The 22,153-nt window shown below is 70.7% G+C and carries 21 protein-coding genes; 12 read left to right on the forward strand and 9 right to left on the reverse strand.

Annotation, left to right across the window (positions count from 1 at the left end):
* The first annotated feature begins 64 nt into the window (after nt 1–64).
* Nucleotides 65–619 carry a YceI family protein gene (locus ACIPY8_RS08555; RefSeq protein WP_400816979.1) on the forward strand — a complete coding sequence of 185 codons (555 nt, stop codon included), beginning with the start codon at nt 65–67 and terminating at the stop codon, nt 617–619.
* A gap of 51 nt (nt 620–670) precedes the next feature.
* Here ACIPY8_RS08555 and ACIPY8_RS08560 read toward each other — a convergent pair whose 3' ends face one another.
* The gene (locus ACIPY8_RS08560) at nt 671–1,963 is read right to left on the reverse strand and encodes an MFS transporter (protein ID WP_400816981.1); all 1,293 of its coding nucleotides are present in this window, start codon (nt 1,961–1,963) and stop codon (nt 671–673) included.
* 185 nt (nt 1,964–2,148) lie between these two features.
* Here ACIPY8_RS08560 and rpsO point away from each other — a divergent pair, with 185 nt between their 5' ends.
* The 3 genes from rpsO to ACIPY8_RS08575 all read left to right on the forward strand — a co-directional run bounded on the left by rpsO (nt 2,149) and on the right by ACIPY8_RS08575 (nt 3,780).
* Nucleotides 2,149–2,418, forward strand: coding sequence for a 30S ribosomal protein S15 (gene rpsO, locus ACIPY8_RS08565; RefSeq protein WP_017203073.1), 270 nt, complete (start codon nt 2,149–2,151; stop codon nt 2,416–2,418).
* Nucleotides 2,419–2,591: 173 nt separating this feature from the next.
* Complete coding sequence (locus tag ACIPY8_RS08570; RefSeq protein ID WP_400816983.1) at nt 2,592–3,458, forward strand: hypothetical protein; 867 nt, start codon at nt 2,592–2,594, stop codon at nt 3,456–3,458.
* Nucleotides 3,451–3,780 (forward strand): transcriptional regulator, encoded by a 330-nt coding sequence (locus ACIPY8_RS08575; RefSeq protein ID WP_400816985.1) that lies wholly within the window; start codon nt 3,451–3,453, stop codon nt 3,778–3,780. Before ACIPY8_RS08570 ends, ACIPY8_RS08575 begins: the two co-directional genes overlap by 8 nt.
* A 4-nt stretch (nt 3,781–3,784) precedes the next feature.
* Here ACIPY8_RS08575 and ACIPY8_RS08580 read toward each other — a convergent pair whose 3' ends face one another.
* Nucleotides 3,785–4,789 (reverse strand): isopenicillin N synthase family dioxygenase, encoded by a 1,005-nt coding sequence (locus ACIPY8_RS08580; protein WP_400816987.1) that lies wholly within the window; start codon nt 4,787–4,789, stop codon nt 3,785–3,787.
* Nucleotides 4,790–4,950: 161 nt separating this feature from the next.
* Here ACIPY8_RS08580 and efeU point away from each other — a divergent pair, with 161 nt between their 5' ends.
* Genes efeU through efeB form a run of 3 tightly spaced genes read left to right on the forward strand, consistent with a single transcriptional unit; the run spans nt 4,951 to nt 8,478 of the window.
* Nucleotides 4,951–5,904 carry an iron uptake transporter permease EfeU gene (efeU, locus tag ACIPY8_RS08585; protein ID WP_400816989.1) on the forward strand — a complete coding sequence of 318 codons (954 nt, stop codon included), beginning with the start codon at nt 4,951–4,953 and terminating at the stop codon, nt 5,902–5,904.
* Nucleotides 5,901–7,133: an iron uptake system protein EfeO gene (gene efeO, locus ACIPY8_RS08590; protein ID WP_400816991.1), complete on the forward strand. Its 1,233-nt coding sequence runs from the start codon at nt 5,901–5,903 to the stop codon at nt 7,131–7,133. Before efeU ends, efeO begins: the two co-directional genes overlap by 4 nt.
* Nucleotides 7,134–7,155: 22 nt before the next feature.
* Nucleotides 7,156–8,478: an iron uptake transporter deferrochelatase/peroxidase subunit gene (efeB, locus tag ACIPY8_RS08595; protein WP_400816993.1), complete on the forward strand. Its 1,323-nt coding sequence runs from the start codon at nt 7,156–7,158 to the stop codon at nt 8,476–8,478.
* A 24-nt stretch (nt 8,479–8,502) separates the two neighbouring features.
* Here efeB and ACIPY8_RS08600 read toward each other — a convergent pair whose 3' ends face one another.
* Together ACIPY8_RS08600 and ACIPY8_RS08605 are read right to left on the reverse strand one after the other, a co-directional pair.
* Nucleotides 8,503–9,381 (reverse strand): serine hydrolase domain-containing protein, encoded by an 879-nt coding sequence (locus tag ACIPY8_RS08600; protein ID WP_400816995.1) that lies wholly within the window; start codon nt 9,379–9,381, stop codon nt 8,503–8,505.
* Entirely contained in the window at nt 9,378–10,526 is a 1,149-nt protein-coding gene (locus ACIPY8_RS08605; protein ID WP_400816997.1) for an acyltransferase family protein, read from the reverse strand. The genes ACIPY8_RS08600 and ACIPY8_RS08605 overlap by 4 nt, the downstream gene beginning before the upstream one ends.
* Before the next feature lie 110 nt (nt 10,527–10,636).
* Here ACIPY8_RS08605 and ACIPY8_RS08610 point away from each other — a divergent pair, with 110 nt between their 5' ends.
* From ACIPY8_RS08610 to ACIPY8_RS08620, 3 genes are all read left to right on the forward strand, one after another.
* On the forward strand, nt 10,637–11,860 hold the full coding sequence (locus ACIPY8_RS08610; RefSeq protein WP_400816998.1) for an LLM class flavin-dependent oxidoreductase: 1,224 nt from the start codon (nt 10,637–10,639) through the stop codon (nt 11,858–11,860).
* Nucleotide 11,861: 1 nt separating this feature from the next.
* Nucleotides 11,862–12,506, forward strand: a complete 645-nt coding sequence (locus ACIPY8_RS08615) for an FMN reductase (RefSeq protein ID WP_400817000.1) — start codon at nt 11,862–11,864, stop codon at nt 12,504–12,506.
* A 70-nt stretch (nt 12,507–12,576) separates the two neighbouring features.
* Nucleotides 12,577–13,929, forward strand: a complete 1,353-nt coding sequence (locus ACIPY8_RS08620; protein ID WP_400817002.1) for an FAD-binding oxidoreductase — start codon at nt 12,577–12,579, stop codon at nt 13,927–13,929.
* A gap of 17 nt (nt 13,930–13,946) precedes the next feature.
* On the opposite strand, the gene ACIPY8_RS08625 is transcribed toward ACIPY8_RS08620, so the two are convergent.
* Nucleotides 13,947–14,642, reverse strand: coding sequence for a response regulator (locus ACIPY8_RS08625; protein WP_400817004.1), 696 nt, complete (start codon nt 14,640–14,642; stop codon nt 13,947–13,949).
* Nucleotides 14,639–15,919, reverse strand: coding sequence for an ATP-binding protein (locus tag ACIPY8_RS08630; RefSeq protein ID WP_400817006.1), 1,281 nt, complete (start codon nt 15,917–15,919; stop codon nt 14,639–14,641). Before ACIPY8_RS08630 ends, ACIPY8_RS08625 begins: the two co-directional genes overlap by 4 nt.
* 159 nt (nt 15,920–16,078) lie before the next feature.
* Here ACIPY8_RS08630 and ACIPY8_RS08635 point away from each other — a divergent pair, with 159 nt between their 5' ends.
* Nucleotides 16,079–17,521: a cation:dicarboxylate symporter family transporter gene (locus ACIPY8_RS08635; protein WP_400817008.1), complete on the forward strand. Its 1,443-nt coding sequence runs from the start codon at nt 16,079–16,081 to the stop codon at nt 17,519–17,521.
* Between the two features lie 57 nt (nt 17,522–17,578).
* On the opposite strand, the gene ACIPY8_RS08640 is transcribed toward ACIPY8_RS08635, so the two are convergent.
* Nucleotides 17,579–17,755 (reverse strand): DUF5302 domain-containing protein, encoded by a 177-nt coding sequence (locus tag ACIPY8_RS08640; RefSeq protein WP_161804375.1) that lies wholly within the window; start codon nt 17,753–17,755, stop codon nt 17,579–17,581.
* 39 nt (nt 17,756–17,794) lie between these two features.
* Nucleotides 17,795–18,367: a DedA family protein gene (locus tag ACIPY8_RS08645; protein ID WP_400817010.1), complete on the reverse strand. Its 573-nt coding sequence runs from the start codon at nt 18,365–18,367 to the stop codon at nt 17,795–17,797.
* A gap of 154 nt (nt 18,368–18,521) precedes the next feature.
* Between ACIPY8_RS08645 and ACIPY8_RS08650 the strand changes: the two genes are divergently transcribed.
* Nucleotides 18,522–20,447 (forward strand): GDSL-type esterase/lipase family protein, encoded by a 1,926-nt coding sequence (locus tag ACIPY8_RS08650; RefSeq protein WP_400817012.1) that lies wholly within the window; start codon nt 18,522–18,524, stop codon nt 20,445–20,447.
* A 31-nt stretch (nt 20,448–20,478) separates the two neighbouring features.
* Here ACIPY8_RS08650 and ACIPY8_RS08655 read toward each other — a convergent pair whose 3' ends face one another.
* The gene (locus ACIPY8_RS08655; protein ID WP_400817014.1) at nt 20,479–21,789 is read right to left on the reverse strand and encodes a UDP-glucose dehydrogenase family protein; all 1,311 of its coding nucleotides are present in this window, start codon (nt 21,787–21,789) and stop codon (nt 20,479–20,481) included.
* Nucleotides 21,790–22,153 lie beyond the last annotated feature (364 nt).

Below are 22,153 nucleotides of genomic sequence, written 5' to 3' on the forward strand. Positions count from 1 at the left end.
ATGCCGCGCCAGCGGCACGCGTTCATCGTCGCAGATGCGACTGACGTCATCAGAGGAGCACCACATGACCATCGACATCCCCGGCTACCGTCCCGGCACCTACGTCCTCGACCCGGCCCACAGTGAAGTGACCTTCAGCGTCCGCCACATGATGATCTCCAAGGTCCGCGGCACCTTCGGCGCCAAGAGCGCGACGCTCGTCGCACCGGAGAACCCGCTCGACGCCACGGTCGAGGCGAGCGTCGACGTGACCTCGGTCGACACCAAGGACGAGGGCCGCGACCAGCACCTCCGCTCGGCCGACTTCTTCGACTCCGAGAACTTCCCCACCATGGACTTCGTCTCGACCGGCGCCCGCGCCGAGAACGGCGAGCTGCTCGTCGACGGCGACCTCACGATCCGCGGCATCACCAAGCCCGTGACCTTCGAGGTCGACTTCGGCGGCTTCGGCTCCGACCCGTGGGGCAACTACAAGGCGGGTGCCTCGGCGAAGGCCGTCATCAACCGCGAGGACTTCGGCCTCACCTGGAACGCCGCACTCGAGACCGGCGGCGTGCTCGTCGGCAAGGACGTCACGATCAACCTCGACCTGCAGGGTGCTCTGCAGCAGGAGGCCTGATCCTCGGATCGCCCGGAAGAGCCCCGTCCGTGAGGGCGGGGCTCTTCGTCGTCAGGGCGCCGGGCTCTCGGCGTCGTACGACCGGAAGCGCGGACTGCGTGCCGCGAGGATCGCCACGAGGGCGATCACGAGGAACCCGCCGAGCAACGGCGGGAACCAGAGGGTGGTGAGCGAGGCGAGAGCCCCGGCGTAGAGCGCGCCGAGGCGGGGGCCGCCCGCGACGACCACGATGAAGACCCCCTGCAGGCGCCCCCGCATGCTGTCGGGCACGGCGGCCTGCATCATGGTGTTCCGATAGATCGAACTGACGTTGTCGGAGGCGCCCGAGACGGCGAGAGCCACGCACGCGGCGACGATGAGCGCGATGTTCGGAGCGCTCTCCGACACGGGCGGCGAGAACGCGCCGATCAGCAGCACGACGCCGAACAGCAGGATCGCCGCGCCGTACACCTCGACGGCGCGGGCGATCCCTCGTCCGTGCCAGCGGTACTGCACGACACGGCCGGAGAACAGGCTCGACGCGAAGGTGCCGACCGCCACGGAGGCCGTGAGCACGCCGGTCGTGACAGCGCCGCCGCCCAGCAGCAGGGTGCCCAGAGCGGGGAACAGGGCGAGAGGCTGTCCGAACGTCATCGCGATGATGTCGATCACGTACTGCATCCGGATGTTGCTCGCGCGGCGCAGGAAGCGCCAGCCGTCGACGAGCGAGGCCAGGCCGGGGCGCACGATGTCGCCCTCGGGTCGCAGGGCGGGGAGGGTCCACAGCCCGAGGAACATCGACAGCATGAGGACCACGTCGATCGTGTACGTCCAGCCGTAGCCGGTGAGGGCGACGAGGATGCCGGCGAGCGCCGGGCCCGCCATGACCGTGAGCCCGAACGCGACGCCGTTGAGGGCTGAGGCCGCCGCGAGCAGGTCGCGGGGGATCAGACGGGGCACGATCGCGGTGCGCGTGGCCATCCCGACCGAGTTCGCGGCCGAGTTGACGATGCTGAGGACGTACAGCCACCAGATCGTCTCGGCGCCGGTCCAGGTGAGCGCCGCGAGGAGGGCGGTCGAGGCGAATGTCACCGTCGCGGCGATCAGCGCCACCCTGCGGCGGTCGAACGCGTCGGCGAGCATCCCTCCGTAGAGGCCGGCGAGCACCATCGGGACAAGGCCGGCGACGGCGATCATCGACACCGCGAACGTGCTGCCGGTCAGGGCGAACACATGCAGCATGACCGTGACGATCGTGAGCTGGCCGCCGATCCCGGCGAGGGAGGAGCCGATCCACATCCGGGCGAACGCGGGGCTCGCCTTCAGCGGGGTGAGGTCGATGAGGTGGCTGCGAGCGGCGCTCACGGGTGGTGCCTGTCGTGCATCCTCCGAGCGTATCCGAGGGGCGGAGGCGGGCGGGCGGAGGCGGTCAATGAGCGGCGCGGATGCCTGGTAGACTCTTCAGGTTGCCGTTCGATCGGCCGCGGATAAAGAGAGCCCTCGCATCAGGCGTCGGGCGCCGCGCAACAAGCAGAGAGGGGATCGAATCTATGGCACTGGAAGCAGACGTCAAGAAGGCGATCATCGAAGAGTACGCGACGCACCCCGGTGACACCGGATCCCCCGAGGTGCAGGCCGCGATGCTGACGCAGCGCATCAAGGACCTCACCGAGCACCTGAAGGAGCACAAGCACGACCACCACTCGCGTCGTGGCCTCTTCCTGCTCGTGGGTCAGCGCCGTCGTCTGCTCGGCTACCTCCAGAGCGTCGACATCGAGCGCTACCGCTCGCTGATCGCACGCCTGGGTCTCCGCCGATAACGCAGAGCGCCCCCGCGTACAATCGCGCAAAACATTCTTGAGAAGGCCGCCCCACGGTGTGGGGCGGCCTTCGTCGCGCCCGGGGGTTGATCCTCCATACGCTTTCCGTTAGGAAAGTAGAGAGCTTTCCCTCAGGAAAGCGGGCGGGCCACCAGGAAGCGGGCGGGGGAGTCATGGAGCAGAAACCAGTCGCAGGGCATGAGGCGCTCGCGCAGCCGGATGCCGATATCGCGCAGCGGTTCCTCGACGAAGCGGATGCTGTCGCGCAGCGCCGCGAGCGCACGATCGACCGACGGGCGCTGGCGTGGCTCCAGATCGCGAACACCGGGATCCTCGCCGTGTACCTGCTGGTCTTCGCCACGCAGCTGCGCGCTGACGGCGGCCTCGCACAGGTGCTCGTCTTCGCCTTCCTCGTCTGGGGGCAGCTGTCCTCGGGCATGGCGCAGCGCTGGGGAATGCAGCGCCGGCTCACACGGGCGCACTGGCCGCTCATCCTCGGAGGGGGCGTTCTGCTGGCCGCGGTTCTCGTGCTGATGTTCGCCGCGGTGTTCGTCCCGTCATTCCCCGTGCTGCCCCTCTATGCGTCGGTCGGTCTCCTCGCGCTCGGGTTCGGAGGGTACGCCGCGGCAGGACTGATCCGCGCCCGCCGCGATCCCCGACCGCCCGTGGCGCCCTCTGCTCCGCTCGACCGCGCCGCACGGTGGGGCACCATCCTCGTCGGGGTGACCTTCGGCGCGCTCACCGCGCTCGCGGCGGCGCCGGAAGACGTCCTGAGGACGGTCCTCCTGCTGCTCGTGGTCCTGGGTGTCGCCGTCTGGCTCTTCGCGTCCGACACGGAGATCGGGCTGTCGGAGATCGGTGCCGTCTGGCGCTGGCCCCACGTCGTCGCGGTCGCCGTCGCGGGAGTCGCGCTGGTCGGCGTCGTGATGCTCGACCTCGGCGCCCGCGGGCTCTCCTCGGTCGGCGTGTCGCTCGGCGCGGTCGTGCTGGTGCTGTTCGTCGCGGTCTCGTTCGCGCAGGGACATCCCCGCCGTGGCTGACGGAACCCGGATGCCTCATCCGCGCACGAGGCTGGACGACAACTTCGCGTCGCCCATCCGCTTCTCGATTCTGGCGTCGCTCGGCGAGGGCATCGAACTCGATTTCGTGACCCTGCGGGAGATCCTGCAATGCGGGGACTCGCCGCTCAGCAAGTCCATCTCGCACCTGCAGTCGGCGGGTTACGTCCTGGCGCGCAAAGCGGCGCTGGGCACGCGTCAGCGCACATGGGTGCGATCGACGCGCGAGGGGCGGGAGGCCTTCGCAGGACACCTGGACGCCCTGCGCGAGATCGTGGCCCTCGGCGGCGCCGCTCCGCCCTGATCCGTCAGGCGGATGTTTTCACCAGATCGGGATGGTGGATCGCCGCGACGTCCGGGTGCGCGCGCAGCCGCGACTTCATGGCGTTCTCGCCGTAGGTCGCGTGGATCGGATTGCTCGGATCCTCCGTGATCCCGGTCGCGGCGGCCGCGAGGTCGGCCGGGAGCTCCAGAAGCGGCAGTTGCTGATCGAGCGCGGGGTTGAAGAAGAACGGGATCGAGATGCGCTCCTCCGGCGCCCTGGGCGAGATCACGCGGTGGTTCGTGGCTTTGAGATAACCGCCGGTGGCGTACTCGAGCAGCTCGCCGATGTTCACGACGAAGGCGCCGGAGACGGGCGGGGCCGACACCCACTCGCCGTCGCGCTCGACCTGCAGGCCGCCCTTGCCCGGCTCGACCCAGAGAAGCGTGAGCACTCCCGAGTCCTTGTGCGCGCCGACGCCCTGCTGCGGCTCGGGCTCGTGCGTCCCCGGGTAGCGGACGATCTTGATCAGCGTCGACGGGTCGCGGAACGGCTCGTCGAAGTACGTCTCCTCCGCGCCGAGCGTCACGGCCCAGGCGCGCAGCAGCTTGCGGGCGATCTCGGTGAGGGTGTCGTGCCACTCGGTCACGACGGCCTTGAGCTCGGGCTGCGCCGCGGGCCACAGGTTCGGTCCGGTGAGCCGGTTGAACACGGGGCCGCCTTCGACGGGCTCGCGCTCCGGGCCGATGTCGATCTGCTCCCGCCAGTCGACCTTGCCCTGCGTCCGCTCTCCACCGATGCGCGTGTACCCGCGGAAGTGCGGGCTCTTCACGTTCTCGATCGCGAGCTTGTCCTCCTCGGGCAGGGCGAAGAAGTCGAGGGCCGCGCGGTGCAGCCGGGCCTCGAGCTCGGGGGAGATGCCCGTGCCGGTGAGGTAGAAGAAGCCGACGTCGTGCGTCGCGGCGCGCAGCTCGTCGCGGAACGTCGCAGCGGCCACGGGGCCGGCGTCGAGCTGGGACAGGTCCAGGATGGGGAGCGAGAGATCAGCCATGACCTGAGCGTAAGTCGGTCTCGACGGGCACGGGGCGAGTGTTGCGTCGGATTACCCGAGCGGTGGCGTGGCGCATCCTGTCGAAACACGCGTCGACGTGGTGCTAGAGTCTCCTGTCGGTAAGGAATGCCTTACCTCATTTCCGTGAAAGAGTCCCGTTCGTGCTCGCCACCTTCCTGATCGGCCTTCGTGAGGGCCTCGAAGCCGCTCTCGTCGTCGGCATCCTCGTCGCCTACCTCAGCCGCCTCGGCCGGAAGGACGCGCTGCCCCGCATGTGGGCGGGGGTCGGCCTCGCCATCGCCCTGGCGCTCGGCATCGGCGCGATCCTGACGTTCGGCGCGTACTCGCTGACCTTCGAGGCGCAGGAGCTCATCGGCGGTCTGATGTCGCTGCTCGCGGTCGCCATGGTCACCTGGATGATCTTCTGGATGCAGAAGGCCGGGCGCACCATGAAGGCGACGCTCGAGGGCGGGATCGATCGAGCGCTCACACAGGGCGGGATCTGGGCGCTCGTCGCGATCGGCTTCGTCTCGGTCGCCCGCGAGGGCATCGAGACGACCCTGCTGCTGTGGTCGATGGTGCAGTCCTTCGGCGATGCACCCGCCGCGCTGCTCGGCGCCATTCTGGGCCTGTTGACGGCCGTCGTCGTGGGCTGGCTGCTCGCGCGCGGAGCCGTGCGGCTCGACCTGCGCCGGTTCTTCGCCTGGACGAGCGGATTCCTCGTCGTGGTCGCGGCGGGCGTGCTGGCCTACGCCGTCATGGATCTGCAGGAGGCCGGAGCGCTGCCGGGGCCGTTCACCGCGGTCGCCCCGATCGACGCCGTGTCCGGAGCCGTCGCGACCGGCTGGGCTGCGTTCCCGTTCGGCTGGGCCTTCGACGTGAGCGCTGTGATCGCGCCCGGCGGGACCCTCGCGACGATCCTCCAGGCCACGATCGGCTTCATGCCGCGGATGACGTGGCTCCAGGTCGCGGCCTGGGCCGTGTACATGCTCGTCGTCGGCTTCCTCTTCGTCCGCGGGGTCCGCTCCCGTCGGCCCGCCACCCCTCGGACGGCACCCGAGCCCGCACATGCGGATGAGCCCGTGCCGTCCCTCACCGATCAAGGAGCACCATGACCACCTCCCGCCGAGTCCTCGCCGCCGTCGCGGCCGCGGGTGCGGCCGTCCTCGTCCTCAGCGGATGCGTCGCGAAGAGCGACGTCGCCGCGGGGGCCGCGTTCGACGTCGCCTCGACCGATTCCGACTGCTCCGTCTCGGGGTCGACGGCGCAGAGCGGAACGCTGACGTTCGATGTGAAGAACGACAGCGCGCAGACCACGGAGTTCTACCTGCTGGCCGAGGACGGGCTGCGCATCGTGGGCGAGGTCGAGAACATCGCCCCCGCCGCCTCGCGCACCCTGACCGTCGTCGCGCAGCCCGGGAAGTACTTCACGCTGTGCAAGCCCGGGATGATCGGCGACGGCGTCGGCAGGTCCGAGTTCACCGTCACGGGTGACCGGGTCGCCCTCGCGGGCGAGGACGCCGAGCAGAAGCAGCAGGCCGTCGACCTGTACGCCGCGTTCGTGAAGGACCAGGTCGGACAGCTCGTTCCCGCGGTCGAGGATCTCGTCGCCGCGTACGAGGCGGGCGACGACGAGACCGCCCGCACGCTGTTCCCGCAGACCCGCGCCTTCTACGAGCGCATCGAACCCGTCGCCGAGGCGCTCGGCACCCTCGACCCGCGCATCGACTACCGCGAGGTTGACGCGGTCGCGGAGGGCCTCGACTGGACCGGGTTCCACCGCATCGAGAAGGATCTGTGGGTCCCGGCGCAGGACGCGCTGAACGCCGACGGGGAGACCCCGGCGTGGCAGGACTGGGCGCCGTCCACGACGGAGGAGCGCGCGGACTACGGTGACACGCTGCTCGCCGACGTGCAGGAGCTCTACGACTACGTGCACTCCGACGACTTCACCGACAGCCTCGACGACCAGGGCATCGGCGGCATCTCGAACGGCGCGATCGCGCTGCTCGACGAGGTCGCGACCGGCAAGATCTCCGGCGAGGAGGACTGGTGGTCGGGCACCGACCTCTACGATTTCGCGGCGAACGTCGAAGGGTCGAAGATGGCGTTCTCGCTCGTGCAGGACTTCGCGTCCGCCCAGGGCGACGACGGCGAGAAGCTCGTCGGCCAGATCGAGGACGGGTACTCCGCGCTCGAGGCCTCGCTCGCGGCACACGGCTCCCTCGCTGAGGGCTTCGTCGGGTACTCCGAGCTCACGGACGCCGACAAGCGCGAGTTCACCGACCTCATCAACGCGCTCGCCGAGCCGCTCTCGCAGCTCACCGGCACGGTCCTCGACTGATCCGCAGAGTACGATCGCGCAGGTGAACGACAGCACGAACGACGCCGCCGCCGACTCCACCCCGGAGACGGCGGCGGCGTCCGTACCCGCAGACGCCCCGCGCTCCGGGCTCAGCCGCCGAGGGCTCCTCGGCCTCGCCCTCGGCGGGGGAGTCGCCTCGCTCGCCGTCGGCGTCGGCGCCGGACTCGCGGGTGGTGTCGCTCTCGGCCGGGCCCGCGCCGCCGACGAGGCGGAGGATGCCTACGCGTTCTTCGGCCCGCATCAGGCGGGCATCACGACGCCCGTGCAGGAGCACCTGCACTTCGCCTCGTTCGACATGATGCCGCGCACCGACCGCGACGACCTCGTCAGCCTGCTGGAGGACTGGACCTACGCGGCCTCGCGTATGACGCAGGGGCTCGAGGTGAGTGCGACAGGCGCCGTCGGGGGCGACGCGGAGGTGCCGCCGGACGACACCGGGGAGGCGCTGGGGCTTCCGGCCGCAGGACTCACCATCACGATCGGGTTCGGCCCCAGCCTGTTCGAGAACGAGGACGGCGACCGCTACGGCATCGCGGCGCGTCGCCCGGCCGGGCTCGAACGTCTGCCCGCGTTCCTCGGCGACGACCTCGATCCGCAGACCTCGCACGGGGACCTCTGCATCCAGGCCTGCGCCGACGACCCGCAGGTCGCGGTGCACGCGATCCGCAACCTCAGCCGCATCGCCTTCGGCCGGGCGAAGCTGCGCTGGTCGCAGCTCGGGTTCGGGAAGACCTCCCGCACGACCGCGGATCAGGCGACCCCGCGCAACCTCTTCGGCTTCAAGGACGGCACCGCCAACATCCTCGCGGACGACGCCGAGGCGCTCGCGAAGGACGTCTGGGTCGCGGCATCCGACGAACCGGGATGGATGGCCGGCGGGTCGTACCTCGTAGCCCGCAAGATCGCGATGCTCATCGAGACCTGGGACCGCGTGCGCCTCTCCGAGCAGAACACGATCATCGGCCGGGACAAGGGCGCGGGCGCACCGCTGTCCGGAGGCGACGAGTTCACCGCGCCGGACCTCTCGTCGTCGAAGATCGACGCGAACTCGCACGTGCGTCTCGCCCATCCGGAAGAGAACGGCGGCGTCCGCATCCTCCGTCGCGGGTTCAACTACGTCGACGGCAACAACGACCTCGGACGCCTCGACGCCGGACTCTTCTTCCTCTCGTACCAGCGCGACCCCGCGCAGTTCATCACGCTGCAGCGCAAGCTGTCGACCGACCGGATGAACGAGTACATCCGACACGTCGGCTCCGGGATCTGGGCGATCCCGGGAGGGGCCGAGCCCGGTTCCTACGTCGGAGCCGGACTGTTCGCCTGAGCTGGTCGGGTGCGGGCCGTCGGGTCAGGCGGCCGCGAGGCGGTCGACCACCGTCGCGGCGAAGGCGTCAGCGCCGAAGTGGTCGTCCGCGGTGACGGTGACGACGGCATCGCCGCGGAAGATCAGCAGCTGGCCGTAGGCGCCGTGCAGACGCCAGGCATCGCCCGGACCGTCCCATCCGGCGAGGCCGTAGCGCTCGTAGCCCGCCGAGACGCCGGCGGCGACCCAGTCGGTGTGCATCGCGTCGACGACGGCCGCCGGGACGACCTGCTCGCCGCGCCAGACACCGCGGTCGCGGATCAGCATCCCGAGCCGGGCGAGCTCTTCCGTGCGCAGCGCGATGCCCTCGCCGGCCAGCACGCGTCCGTTCGGGCAGCGTCGCCACATCACGTCGTCGAGGCCGAGAGGGACGAACAGGCGCGGGCGCAGGTAGTCCGCGACGTCACCCGTCCGCCGCGCGAGCATCGCCATGGCCGTGTACGTGCTCGCGTTCGAGTACTGGAAGACGGCGCCGCGGGAGTCGCGCGAGAGGAACTCGGCGGCGAGGTCCGGCCAGTCCGTCATCATCGTCTCCGACCAGGGCAGGTCGATCCCGCTCGACATCGACAGCAGGCGGCGCAGCGTGAGCTCGGCCACTCCGGCGCCCAGCGGGACGTCCTCGGCGATCTCGCTCAGGGGTGCGTCGAGGTCGACGAGTCCCTCGGCCTGCGCGATGCCGGCGGCCAGGACGCTCACGCCCTTCGCGACGGAGTGGATCTCCTCGCGCACGTCGGCGGTCCAGCGATGCTCCGCGACGTCGTCGCCGAGACGGACGTGGAGGCCGTGCGCGCCGAAGCCGGCGGCATCCGACTCCCGGACGATCTCGTCGCGCACGCTCTGCGCAGGGCTCGGCGCGCGGCTCACCGGCTCGCGCCCGTGGTCGGACGAGGGCGCCGGGATCCGGTCGGGTCGCTGCGGTGGCCCTCGCGGCCGGCCAGATCGGGGTCGACGAAAAGCCATTTCGGCCGCGGCTCGACGAGCGGGCGGAACACCCACCGCACGGGACGCGTCGCGAGCAGCAGGGCGAGGCCGACGGAGAGCAGGGTCACGAGCGGCAGCCAGATCCATGTCGGGTCGAGGTCGCGGAGGATGCCGGACTCGCGGAACGGGTACAGCGCGAAGGAGTGCAGGAGGAAGACGTACATCGTGTACTGGCCGAACCTCGTCCACCAGTAGGTGCCGCGGGGGATGAGCGCGAAGAACGAGACGCTCAGAAGCACGGCGAGCAGCATCAGCGCGATCCGCACACCGCCGGCCCACCACTGCTCGCCGCCGAGGTCGGCGTACGCGTCCTCGTAGAAGAGCCAGTGGCGCAGGTCGATCGCCTGCCAGACGTCGATCCAGTGCCACGCGGTGAAACCCGCGGCTGCCAGCACGACGATCGCGGCGACCCGCGTCCACCACGGCCGTGCGTCGAGGAGTCGGAACCGCGCGACGATGTCGTGCTCGCGCAGCCACCAGCCGAGCGTGAAGAAGGGGAGGAGGCCGAGCGTGCGGGAGAGCGAGAACGTGCTGTCGACGTTGGGCAGGTATCCGACGCCGATCGAGATGACGATCGTCCACAGCAGCGGCCACCGCAGCAGCGCGAGATACGGGAGCACGAGGCGGAAGATGCCCAGGGCGAGCAGGAACCACAGAGTCCACGAGGGCTTCGTGAGGTTCGGGTCGGCCTGTCCCTCCACGAGCCACTTCGTGAGGGTCCACAGCACTTCGAAGATCACGTACGGCACGAGGATGTCGGTGATGATGCGGGCCATCTGCACGCGGGTGGGAGACCCGGATTTCGAGAAGTAGCCCGAGATGATCGCGAACGCCGGCATGTGGAACGCGTACAGGGCGAGGTAGGCCGCGAGCGCGATGTCGGAGTCGTACGTGAGGCGCTGGACGGCATGGCCGAGCACCACGAGCACGATGCACGCGTAGCGGGCGTTGTCCCAGAAGGGCACACGTCGACGGGGCTTGGGGACTGTCGCGGTGTCGGGGTTCGGGCGGGCTCCGGCACTGTTCATCCTCCGAGGCTACTCCCGGGAATAAAGTTGCTCCGACTGCGTTGACCCATATACATTCAAATGAATAGAAACGGATGCACGACGTCCGATTCGGAGAAGACGGAGCAACCATGAGCGAGCAGGCAGCCACGCAGATGCAGTTCGGCATCATGTCGGTCAGCGACATCACCCGCGACCCCACCACGGGCGTCACGCCCAGCGAGCAGGAGCGGATCGCCGCGACCATGACGATCGCGAAGCACGCGGAGGAGGTCGGCCTCGACGTCTTCGCGATCGGCGAGCACCACAACCCGCCGTTCTGGTCGTCGAGCCCCACCACCTTTCTCGCGGCTCTGGCCGCGCAGACCGAGCGCCTCCTCGTGTCGACCTCGACCACGCTCATCACGACCAACGACCCGGTGCGCCTCGCCGAGGAGTACGCGATGCTGCAGCACGTGTCCGGCGGCCGCATGGACCTCATGCTCGGCCGCGGCAACACCGGGCCCGTGTACCCCTGGTTCGGGAAGGACATCCGCCAGGGTCTCCCGCTCGCGATCGAGAACTACGCCCTGCTGCACAAGCTGTGGACCGAGGACGTCGTCGACTGGGAGGGCAAGTTCCGCACACCGCTGCAGGGCTTCACCTCGACGCCCCGCCCGCTCGACGGCATCGCCCCGTTCGTGTGGCACGGCTCCATCCGCACGCCCGAGATCGCAGAGCAGGCCGCGTACTACGGCGACGGCTTCTTCGCGAACAACATCTTCTGGCCCAAGGAGCACTACCAGCGCCTGATCGAGCTCTACCGCCAGCGCTACGCGCACTACGGGCACGGCACCCCCGAGCAGGCGATCGTCGGCCTCGGCGGCCAGGTGTTCATGGCGGCGAAGTCGCAGGACGCGGTGACGCAGTTCCGTCCGTACTTCGACAACGCGCCCGTGTACGGCCACGGCCCGAGCATGGAGGACTTCACCGAGATGACCCCGCTCACCGTGGGCTCGCCGCAGCAGGTGATCGATCGCTACGCGGGCATGCGCGAGCACTTCGGCGACTACCAGCGCCAGCTCTTCCTGATCGACCACGCCGGCCTGCCGTTGAAGACGGTGCTCGAGCAGCTCGACATCCTGGGATCGGAGGTCGTCCCGGTGCTGCGCAGGGAACTGGCCAAGGACCGCCCCGACACCGTGCCGGACGCCCCGACCCACGCCGCGCGCGTGCGGGCCGTGTTCGGCGACGGACCGACCCGGCAGGCGCGTCCCGGCGCGAACCGCGGCGACAACCTCACCGGCGACTCGCCCTACCAGGACACCCCGGCGCCCGCCGGTGCGGCGTTCGGCCTCGCCCGGAAGGAGGCGTGACATGACCACGCGTCGCATCGCCGTCGTCTCGGCCGGCCTGTCGAACCCCTCGTCCACCCGGATGCTCGCGGACCGACTCGCGGCGGAGACCGTGAAGGCCCTCGCCGCGAAGGACATCGAGGCCTCGATCGACGTCATCGAGCTGCGCGACCACGCGCACGACATCACGAACAACATGCTGACCGGCTTCGCGCCGCCCGCGCTCGAGACCGCGATCAACACCGTGGTCTCTGCGGACGCCCTGATCGCGGTCACCCCGATCTTCTCGACGAGCTACTCGGGACTGTTCAAGTCGTTCATCGACGTGCTCGACCCCGATTCGCTGACCGGGAAGCCCGTGCTCATCGGTGCGAACGCCGGCACGGCGCGGCACTCCCTGGCGATCGACTACGCGATCCGCCCGTTGTTCGCCTACTTGCACGCGGAGGCCGTGTCGACCGGCGTCTTCGCGGCCTCGAGCGACTGGGGAGGTTCCGGCGACGACGTCGCGCCACTGGCGAAGCGCGTCGAGAAGGGCGCTCGCGAGCTCGCAGAGGCGATCGCGAGCCGCGAGGTCGCGACGGCGGCGGACCCGTACGACCCGGCGACGTACCTCGGCGAGGGGCGTTCGTTCGGCCACATGCTGGGCGGTCTCGCCGGCGAGTGAGCCGTGAACCGGCACGAGAGAGGGCCAGGAGGCCGTCGACAATGTCCGAGGGGCGTCGTACGGTGACCTCATGGCCCTCTCCTCCGTGTGGGACTCCGCCGCCGCAGCGCTGCGCGGGTCGCTGATCCTTCCTGACCACGACGAGTTCGCCGCCGCGCGCCGACCGTGGAACCTCGCGGTCGAGCAGCATCCCGCCGCCGTCGCGTCGCCGGCCGACGTCGACGACCTCCGCGTGCTGCTCGGGGCGGCGCGCGACGCGGGCGCCGTGATCGCGGTGCAGCCGAGCGGGCACGGCGCCGGCGGAGACCTCGCCGGTGCGCTCCTCGTACGCACCGCGGCGTTCGACGGCCTCGCGCTCGACCTCGACGCCGGCATCGTGCGGGTCGGCAGCGGCGTGCGGTGGGGCGCGGTCGTGCAGGCGCTCGAGGGCACGGGCTGGGCGGCCCCCGCGGGCACGAGCCCCGTCGTCAGCGTCGCCGGCTACACGCTCGGCGGCGGCCACTCCTGGTTCAGCCGCACGGCCGGTCTCGGATCGGAGGCGCTGCGCGCGGCGTGGATCCTCCGCGTCGACGGCACGCACGAGCGCGTCGACGACGACAGCGACCCCGAGACCATGTGGGCGCTGCGAGGCGCAGGAGGCATCGCGGGGATCGTCACCGATCTCGAGATCGACCTGGTCCGCGCCCCGGCGATCTGGGGCGCGGCGTTGACTTTCGACGCCTCCGACTCCGCGGACGTGCTGCGCGCGGTGCGCGACCTCGCGTCCGACGCTCCGGAGTCGCTCAACGTCTTCACGAACTCGATGCGCATGCCCGATGCGCCCCAGCTCCCTGAGGCGATCCGCGGCCGCAGCTTCCTGACGGTGCAGGCGCTCTCGACGAACGGCCCGGCCGACGACCTGCTGCGGGGTATCCGCGGCGCAGCCACCGTGCGGCAGGAGACCGCGGGTCCCACCTCGCCCGCGACGCTCGCCGCGGCGGCGGCGGAGCCCACCGACCCCACTCCGGGGCGCGGGGCGTCGGCGGCGCTCACCTCGCTCGACGATGCGCTGATCGACGAGCTCATGAGGTTCCGGGAGGCCCCGGAGCAGTGGCCCGTCATGGGCATCGACATCCGGATGCTGGGCGGCGCGCTCGATGCACCGCGCCGTCCGGGATTCGCGACGCTGCAGGGCGTGGGGTGGTTGCTGCACGCACTCGTGCCGGTCTTTCCCGGCGCGCCGCCCGAGCCCGGCGACGCGAGCATGGCGGGTTTCCGCCGCGTGCTCGATCGCGCCCTGGCGCCGCAGACCGTGCCGACGTTCCTCGGGCCGGGGGAGACGCTTGACAAGTGCGGTCCGGTCGAGTCGATCGAGCGGCTCCGCGCCGTCCGGGCGCGCCTGGATCCGGAGGGGCTGCTGCACGAGGGCAGGCTTCCGCGCTGATCGCGTCGGCTCTCGCGTCAGACACTCCCGTCGGTGCGCCGATGCCACGAGTACTCGGTCTCGGGGCGCCCCCGTGTGCCGTGGCGTGCCGCCCGGATCACGACGCCCTCGGTGGCGAGGTGCTCGAGATACCGGCGCACGGAGACGCGCGACATCCCCAGGAGGTCCGCTGCTTCGCTCGCCGACACCGGCCCGGAGGAGCGCAGGGCGGCCGAGACAGACTGCAGAGTCGCGGCGGACAACCCCTTGGGAAGCGCGATCGCGCCGGTCGCGCGCCCCAGCAGTGCGTCGATCTCGGCCTGCGTGGCCTCGCCGTCGGTCGAGCGCGCGCTCTCGCGGTGGTCGCGGTAGGCCGTGAGGCGCTCGCGGAACACCGCGAAGGGGAAGGGCTTGACGAGGTACTGGTAGACGCCGAGCGCCGCCATCTGGCGTACGGTCTCGGCGTCGCGGACGCCCGTGATCGCGATCACGTCGATGGCGGTCGCTCTCGCCCTCAGGGTGCGGAGCACGTCGATCCCGGAGCCGTCCGGCATCGTGATGTCGAGCAGCACCAGGTCGAACGGGTCTGCGCCGGCGTGCCCGAGGACGGCGTTCAGCGCGGCGCGCGCCCCGGAGCATTCGGCGCGGACCTCGAAGCCCTCGATCCGCTCGACGTACGAGCGATGCAGCTCGAGCGTGAGGGCGTCGTCATCGACGAGCAGCACGCGGATCACGGAGTCCTCCGTCTTCGCGCGGCGGGCAGGGTCACGCGGAACGTCGTCGGGTCGGAGCGCACCTCGACCGTGCCGCCCGCGTCGTGCACGACGGACCGCACGAGGGCGAGGCCCACTCCCCGCCCCTGAGCGCCCGCGGGCTTGGTCGAGAACCCGGACTCGAACACCCGCTCGCGAAGCTCGGTGGGCACACCGGACCCGCTGTCGGAGACCTCGAGCTCGATCCCGCCGTCCGGCGCGGGCTGCAGCACGACCGACACCCAGCGCTCGGCGCCTCCGGCCGCGGCGTCCATCGCATTGTCGACGAGGTTGCCGAGCACGGCGACGCTGTCGACCGGCGAGAGCGGTGACGCGGGAGTGTCCGGCTCGATGCGGATGCGCCAGTCGATGCCGCGCTCCTTCGCCTGGGAAGCCTTGCCCAGCAGCAGGGCACCGACGGCCGGATCGCCCGCGCGACGCGCGGTCACCTGGTCGACGAGGGACTGGCTCTGGCGGGATGTCTCGGTGAGGATGTCGATCGCCTCCGCGCTGCGGCCGAGCTCGAGCAGGGCGACCGCGGTGTGCATGCGGTTCCCGTGCTCGTGCGTCTGCGCTCGAAGGGCGTCGCCGAGCGTGCGCAGCGACTCGTACGACGACACGGCGTCGCGCACCTGACCCGGCGGCAGATCACCGGCGATACGTCGCGTGACGCGCCGTGCGGCCCATGCTCCCAGCGCCCCGAGAGCGACGAGCGCGGCGGTGATCGCGAGCGACAGCGGGAGCCGGCGCAACAGCGTGTCGGAGATCGACTCGATCGTGACGCCGGCCGACACCCAGCCGAGGACCTCCCCGTCGGGCGCGCGCACCGGCACGATCGTGCGCACCGAAGGACCGAGCGTGCCGGTGAACACCTCGGTCAGCGGCGCGGGCTCGACGGGGATCGTGCCGAGGTACTGCTCTCCGATGCGGTCGAGGTCCGGGTGCGTCACGCGCACGCCGTCAGGGGTCATCACGGTGACGAAATCCAGGTCGGCGGTGTCGACGACGTCCAGTGCGTACGGCTCCAGCATCCGCGTCGCCATGGCACGGTCACCCGACTCCAGCGCCTCGGTCACGACGGGAGAGGAAGCCAGGGTCTGCGCCGTGGCGGCCGTCACGCGCTCGGCCTCCGCGTGCGTCGCGCGCTGCGCCTCCACGACGAGGAACACGGCCACGAGCGCGCCGATCACGAGCGCGGCGACCAGCAGCACCAGGAAGACGCGCGACGCCGTGCTGCGCGCGCTGCGGGCGTGTGCCATCGCTTCCTTCCGATCGTCGTCGATCGCGGGGCGCCGAGATCCGTGATGACCAATACGACCACAAATCGCGTGGCCGAGGGAAGTCGGGGAGCGTGAGGGGATCGCAGGCGAGGTCGCCCGCGCACATGACACGACGACGTTCATGATCGAGGAGGAAACATGGCCATCACGACGGGATTCTCCCTTCCGGGCTTCCACTGGCGGCGCAACAAGCAGGCGTGGGACAGGCACACGTGGCTGTACGTGTCCGTCATCATCGCGGTCGTGCTCGGCGCCGCCGTCGGGCTCATCGCCCCCGAGGTCGGGCAGTCGCTCGAGCCGATCGGCAAGGGCTTCGTCTCGCTGATCAAGATGATGATCGCCCCGATCATCTTCTGCACCATCGTGGTGGGCGTCGGCTCGATCGCGAAGGCGGCGACGGTCGGCAAGATCGGCGGTCTGGCGCTGCTCTACTTCATGGTGATGTCGACCTTCGCGCTCGCGATCGGCCTCGTGGTGGGCAACATCATCCACCCCGGCGCGGGCCTCGACATGGCGAGCTCCAGCTACGACGCGACCGACACCGAGGCCAAGACCACGACGGAGTTCGTGCTCGGGATCATCCCGACGACCTTCTTCTCCGCCTTCACCGGCGAGAGCGTGCTGCAGGTGCTCTTCATCGCTCTGCTCTCGGGCTTCGCGCTCCAGGGCCTCGGCGAGAAGGGCGCGCCGATCATGGACGCCGTCAAGAACCTGCAGAAGCTCGTGTTCCGCATCCTCGGCATGATCCTGTGGCTGGCTCCGCTCGGAGCCTTCGGGGCGATCGCCGCCGTGGTCGGCAAGACCGGCATCGCGGCGATCTGGAGCCTCGGCATCCTCATGGTCGCGTTCTACATCACGTGCATCGTGTTCATCGTCGTCGTGCTCGGTGTGCTGCTGTACGCCGTCACGCGTGTCAACATCTTCAGCCTCATCAAGTACCTGGCGCGCGAGTACCTGCTCATCGTGGGCACGTCGTCGTCCGAGTCGGCGCTGCCGCGTCTGATCGCGAAGATGGAGCACGTCGGCGTCTCGAAGCCGGTCGTCGGCATCACGGTCCCGACCGGATACTCGTTCAACCTCGACGGCACCGCGATCTACCTCACGATGGCGTCGCTGTTCATCGCGACGGGCATGGGGCAGCCCATGTCCATCGGCGAGCAGATCGGCCTCCTGGTCTTCATGATCATCGCGAGCAAGGGGGCGGCGGGCGTCACGGGAGCAGGACTCGCCACTCTCGCCGGAGGCCTCCAGGCCTACCGCCCGGACCTGGTGGACGGCGTCGGCGTCATCGTCGGGATCGACCGGTTCATGTCCGAGGGGCGAGCCCTGACGAACTTCACCGGCAACGCGGTGGCGACCCTGCTGATCGGAACGTGGACCAAGCAGATCGACCGTGATCGGGTGCGCCGCGTGCTCGGCGGAGACCTGCCGTTCGACGAGTCGCTCCTCGACGGGGTCGACAGCCACGGGATGTCCGACGAGAAGACCGCGGTCGACTCGCAGGGCCTCAAGGACTCCGCCATCGACGAGATGTCGGCCAAGCAGGAGCGGGCTCGCGCCCGGGCAGCGCAGCAGCGCTGAGACGCGGACGGAGAGAGGATGCGGGAGCCGAGGAGATCGGCTCCCGCATCCGTGCGGTCAACCGCTCTTGCGTCGGAACTCGCGCCGCGTCTGCGGGGCGGCGCCTCCGTGCACGGCGGAGTCGCCGTCCAGGTGGGCCTCGCCCTCACGGTGGTGCGCGTTCTTCTTCTCGAGCGCTTCCTTGAACTTGCGCTTCATGTCCTCGGTCGAGGACGCGCCTTCTTCGGTGCTCATGCCCGCCAGCCTAGAGCACGACCCGGAGCGCGAGGTCGGTCATCGGCGCAGACGCCGGGTCACGAGGTCGATCACCGCGCCGAGCCCGACCGCGACCGCGACCGACACGAGAACCGCGACCACCGGACCTCCGGGCACGATCGCGGCGACCAGAGCCCCGACGGAGGCCTGATAGGCGCCCCACCCCAGAGCGGCGACGCCCGCGAGGCTCAGGTAGCGCACCGGGTGGATGCGGGAGGCACCCGCGACGAGGTTGATCGCCAGACGCGCGAACGGCACGAAGCGCGCGGTGAACAGGACCATGGCCATGCCGCCGTCGAGCCGGCGACGCGCCCAGGTGAGAGCCTGCTGGACCCGGGGAGCGCGCATCCAGCGCCACCGCTCCGTCCCCACGGTGCGGCCGATCACATAGACGCTCGCATCGCCCAGGGCGGCGGCGATCCCCGCGCACGCGATGACCGCCCACAGGGGCGGGGAACCGGATGCCGAGGAGACGGCGCCGAGAGCCGTCACAGCGATCTCCCCGGGGATCACCACGAAGAAGGAGTCGCCGAGCACGAGCAGGCTCATGATCGCGAGACCCCAGGGGCCGGTGAGCAGGTCTGTCGGCACGGCCCCACAGTGCGGGTCCGAGATGAACGGGAACCAAAGCGCGGATAGCCGGTGACCAGCGATCCAGCATCCGGTGAACTTCTGGTGCCCGCGGTCGTTTCGGCGATCCGCGCCTCCGCAGCCGCTGCATCCTGAGGGTGTGAGAGTCGCGATCGTGACAGAGTCCTTCCTTCCGCACATGAACGGTGTCACCGGATCCGTGCTGCAGATCCTGAAGCACCTCGAGCGCACCGGGCACGAGGCGCACGTGATCGCGCCCGACGCCGTCGGCATCCCGTCCGAGATCGACGGCGCCCGCGTCGAGCCGATCCCCAGCCTCCCGCTGCCGGGCTACCGCAACGTCCGCGTCGGCACCTCGCCCGCGCACCGGGTCGCGGCGTCCCTGCGCCGGTTCCAGCCCGACGTGGTCCATCTCGCCTCCCCGTTCGCTCTGGGCTGGCGGGGCGCGCTCGCCGCCGAACGGCTCGACATCGCCTCCGTCGCCGCGTACCAGACCGACGTCGCCGCCTACACGGAGCACTATCGCATCCCCGTCACGACGGGCATCGCGCAGACCCACATTGCGCGATTGCACCGGAGGGCGACGCTCACGCTCGCGCCATCCGCCGAATCCGCGCAGCAGCTCGCGACGCTGGGCGTCGACCGCGTCCGACGGTGGGGGCGCGGAGTGGACGCCGAGCGCTTCCAGCCCGCACGCCGCGACGAGACGCTGCGGCGAGGATGGGGCGGGGAGGTCGTGATCGGGTACATCGGCCGTCTCGCGCCCGAGAAGCAGGTCGAGGACCTCGCCGTGCTGCAGGACATCCCCGGCGCACGCCTCGTGATCGTGGGAGACGGACCCAGCAGGGCGAAGCTCGAGGCGCTCATGCCGCGGGCGCTGTTCCTCGGCCACCTGGGCGGGGAGGCACTCGCGGCCGCCGCCGCGTCCTTCGACGTGTTCGTGCACCCGGGGGAGAGCGAGACCTTCGGGCAGACTCTCCAGGAAGCGCACGCGAGCGGTGTGCCCGTCGTCGCCACGGGACGCGGCGGGCCCCTCGACCTCGTGCGGATGGGCATCGACGGCTGGCTGTACCGCCCGGGCGACCTCGACGACCTGCGCACGCGCGTCGCCGACCTCGCCGGAGACGCCCGCAAGCGCCGTGCCTTCGGTGAGGCCGGCTGGGCAGCCGTGCAGGGGCGGAGCTGGGCGAGCGTGTGCGATCAGCTGCTCGGACACTTCGAGGAGGCGCGGGGGCTCCGCGCCGTGGACTCGGGACTCCGCGCGCGCCGCGTCACCCGTCCGGAGACGACCGCCCCTCTCGTCGGACGACGGTGGCAGCGGTACGTCGCGCTCGGCGACTCGCTCACCGAGGGACTGTGCGACCCCGCCCCCGACGGCGCGCTGCGTGGATGGGCCGATCGCCTCGCGCTCCTCCTGGCAGCCCGGGGAGGACTGCACTACGCGAACCTCGCGATCCGGTCCAAGCGCGTGCACGACGTGTGCGCGACGCAGCTCCCGCGCGCGCTCGAGCTCCGACCGGACCTCGTGTCCGTGCTCATCGGAGCGAACGACCTCGTCAAGCGCACCGTCGACGTGAGGGCGCTCGCCGCGGAGCTCGAGGACGCCGTCCGTCGGCTGCGGGAGATCGGTGCCGACGTCGTGCTGGTGACCCCTTTCCTGCCGCGGCGACGGGCCGCGCGCCTGTACACGCGTCGGTTCTCGGCGTTCGCGACCGCGCTCGCCGGGATCGCCGCACGCACGGGAGCCATCCTCATCGACACGGACATGCATCCGTCGCTGCCCGACCGGGAGAACTGGGGCGAGGACCTCGTGCACCTCAGCAGCCGCGGCCACCGCTTCCTCGCGTACCGGGCCGGCGACGTGCTCGGAGTGCCGCACGCCGACGCTCTCGGAGCCCTCGACGCGGCACTCCACGAGAACGAGTCGATCGGCGCCGGCCTGTGGTGGCGTCGTCACGCGCTGCCGTGGGTATGGCGGCGTCTGCACGGACGGGCGGCGGGCGACGGGCGCGACGCCAAGCACGACGACTACGTCTATCTCGGACGGTCCGCGTCGGAGCGCCGCGTCACGGTCTCCTGAGGAGCTCCGGAACGAGCAGCGACCGTTCCGGTCAGCGGCGGCCCATGCCGTGGTACGACCACCCCGCGGCGCGCCAGGCGGCGGCATCCAGGCAGTTGCGACCGTCGACGATGACGCGTCCCGCGACGAGCGAACCCGCGTGCTCGGGAGTCATCTCGCGGCGGTAGAGGTCCCACTCGGTCACGACCACGACCGCGTCCGCGTCGCGCAGGGCGTCGTCGCGCTCGTCCGCATAGCCGAGCTGCGGGTGCGCCGTGGTCGCGTTCGGCAGGGCGGCGGGATCGGTCACGACGACGTCCGCGCCGAGTCCGCGCAGTCGCACCGCGACGTCGAGGGCGGGGGAGTCGCGGATGTCGTCGCTGAACGGCTTGAACGCCGCGCCGAGCACGGCGATCCGCTTGCCGAACACGAGTCCGCCGAGCGCGTCGACGACGAGCTGCACGGCGCGATCCCGTCGTCGCAGGTTGATGCTGTCGACCTCGCGGAGGAAGCCGACCGCCTCACCGCGCCCGAGCTCCTCGGCACGCGCCGCGAACGCGCGGATGTCCTTGGGGAGACAGCCGCCGCCGAAGCCGATGCCGGAGCCGAGGTAGCGACGACCGATCCGGGTGTCGTGACCGAGCGCGTCGGCGAGCAGCGTGACGTCGGCCCCGGAGGCCTCTGCGATCTCCGCCATCGCGTTGATGAAGGAGATCTTCGTCGCGAGGAATGCGTTGGCGGCGCCCTTCACGAGTTCGGCCGTCGCGAGATCGGTCACGAGGAACGGGGCTCCGGCTGCGATCGCCGGAGCATACGCGTCGCGCAGGAGATCGGCCGCCGTGTCCCCGGCCTGCGAGGACGGGATGCCGACGACGAGCCGGTCCGGGGTGATGGTGTCGTGCACCGCCCAGCCCTCGCGGAGGAACTCGGGATTCCACACCAGGGTCGCGCCGGTCGCGGCGATCGACTCCGCGAGCCGCGCCGCCGTGCCGACCGGGACCGTGGACTTGCCGGCGACGACGTCGCCCGGCCGCAGATGGGGGAGGAGCGCCTCGACCGCGGTGTCCACGAACCGGAGATCGGCCGCGTGGCCGCCCGCGACCTGCGGGGTGCCCACGGCGAGGAAGTGCACCGCCGACCCCGCGGCCTCCGCCATGTCCGTGCGGAAGCGCAGGCGCCCGGAGGCGAGACCGTCGCGCAGCAGGTCGTCCAGCTGCGGCTCGTAGAACGGGGCGGCGCCGTCGGCGAGTGCGGCGACCTTCCGCTCGTCGACGTCGATGCCGACGACGTCGTGTCCGATGGAGGCCATCGCCGCGGCGTGCACGGCACCGAGGTACCCGCAGCCGATCACTGACATGCGCATGACGAACACTTCACCGGACGCCGCGCACCTGACCGCATCCACGCGGTGAACGCGCGGTGACGGGCCGATGACTCTTCGGGATCGTGGCCGGTCCCGCGTGATTCCGCGGCGGCGCTGATAGAGTTGACGGAACTGGCTCAGGCCGGTCGCACAACTGCATATCGACTCATGGAGCGATCGGCGGAGAAGCTGGTCCCCTGTGGTGGGTTCCTCGGCGTGCGGCGTCGGGTGGCTTTCTACTGGTGGCCAGCGCAGGCGAGATTCGCGGGAGTGCCCGCGCGCCCGAACCCCGTCGTCCTGCTCCTTCATGAACACGCTCGCGCGTCACACGGACGAGCGAGTCTAAACAAAGAAGGAGAGACCT

Origin of the sequence: Microbacterium sp. NPDC089696 (assembly GCF_044749125.1) — a bacterium.
Lineage (GTDB): Bacteria > Actinomycetota > Actinomycetes > Actinomycetales > Microbacteriaceae > Microbacterium.